This is a genomic window from Bradyrhizobium sp. UFLA05-89 (genome assembly GCF_059803475.1).
Genome location: NZ_JBANBA010000252.1, coordinates 1 through 1,628, shown reverse-complemented (window position 1 = coordinate 1,628; position 1,628 = coordinate 1). Strand labels below are relative to the sequence as shown.

Genomic DNA, 1,628 nt, shown 5'->3' with positions numbered 1-1,628 from the left:
GTGGCCGACGAGCAGGACCGCGTGGTCGCAAACCTTGCGGCCGAGTGAGCGAAAAGTCATGGCCCAGCCGATGGAACCGATTGGTGCACGTCTTCGCGCCACGCGCGATCTTACTCCTGACGTCCGTCTCTTCGAGATCGAGCCGGACTACCCGTCAGCTAAGGTAACGCCCGGCAGTCACATCGACGTTCTCGTGCCGATCGACGGGCGGCCCCAGCTTCGTAGCTATTCGTTGGTAGGACCCTGTGCGGACGGACTCTATCGCATCGCCGTCAAGCGGCTCGCGTCGAGCCGGGGCGGGTCTATCGGCATGTGGCGCCTCAAGGCGGGTGAACCGCTCACGATTTTAGAACCAAAGAATAGCTTCGAATTGAGCTACGATCGGCCGGACTACCTGCTGCTGGCCGGCGGGATCGGCATCACGCCGATCTACACGATGGCGCTGGCACTGAAGCGAACGGACGCGAATTTTCGCCTGCTCTATGCTGCGCGTAGCCGCAGCGATCTGGCACTCGCGGACGAGCTTGCCCGCAATATCGGCGAACGACTTCAGCTCTTCGTCAATGAAGAGGGACAGCGCATCGATATCGCCGGCGAGATCGCCCGGCTCGATCCGCGCGGCGAGCTCTATGTGTGTGGGCCATTCGGCATGTTGGAGGCGGCCAAGCGCCTGTGGCGCGAAGCGGGCAGGCCTGCGGCACAGCTCCGCTACGAGACGTTTGGCAATGCCGGCAGGTTCGCAGACGCGCCGTTCAGGATCAGGATTCCCCGATTGGGTCTGGAGATTGATGTGCCTGCCAACCGCTCCATGCTAGAGGCGCTTGAAGATGCCGGCGTCGACATGATCTTTGGTTGCCGGCGGGGAGAATGCGGCCTTTGCGTACTGCCGATCCTGGAGGCATCGGCTGAGGTCGATCATCGTGACGTCTTCTTCAGCGGTGAAGAGCGGGCGACGAACGGCAAGCTGTGTACCTGCGTGTCGCGCGCTGCGAGCGGTAGCCTAACTATCGATACACCCGATCGAACGCCGACCCAGCGTCATTCGCAGGACGTCCCGGTGGTGTAGAGCTTCACGGTCGCATAAGACCGAGGAGTAAGCTTCGCTCCACCACGCTCCGCGGCCCGAGATACTCCGCGACATGCCTTTTCGGATAACTGTCGTTATTGAGCGGGGACATCCCAATGAGGGATCGCGACCTTGCCCTTCCCCGCTTCGACGGTAACCCGCTAGCTCGGCACCAGATCGCCAAGACCGATCGCGATTCAATGACGATCAGCCGGTCGGTCGCGTCCTCACGCCGAACGAGGTACGGCCCGCCGCAATTTGAGTGAACAAGCGAGGCGGGCAACTCTGCATCGACCGGTTCTGATGGCCTCGATACGCGAGCAATAGTTCTTTGCTCATCGCTCACGGGTGCCTATTCGGTTTCTCAAGGGCGGAAAAGCGCTTCATCGAGTCCGCTCTTCGAAAATGCGGCAGCCTTGCAGCGCTAGGTCATACCGGGCCGGCGTCGTTCGGCCCTTCATGAGCGTTCGAGGATAGCTGTCGGTTGTGGTTGTTGCCCAACGGCAATGTCGCCTTTTCCCGCAGGCTCTTTCTTTCTCTACTTCGAAACCGGTCGCCTTCT

Annotated in this window: 1 protein-coding gene; it reads left to right on the top strand. The window is 61.2% G+C overall.

The window, feature by feature from the left end; all coding sequences use genetic code 11:
- Nucleotides 1-58 precede the first annotated feature (58 nt).
- Nucleotides 59-1,066 carry a PDR/VanB family oxidoreductase gene (locus SO139_RS46050; RefSeq protein ID WP_498542137.1) on the top strand — a complete coding sequence of 336 codons (1,008 nt, stop codon included), beginning with the start codon at nucleotides 59-61 and terminating at the stop codon, nucleotides 1,064-1,066.
- The last annotated feature ends 562 nt before the right edge of the window (nucleotides 1,067-1,628 follow it).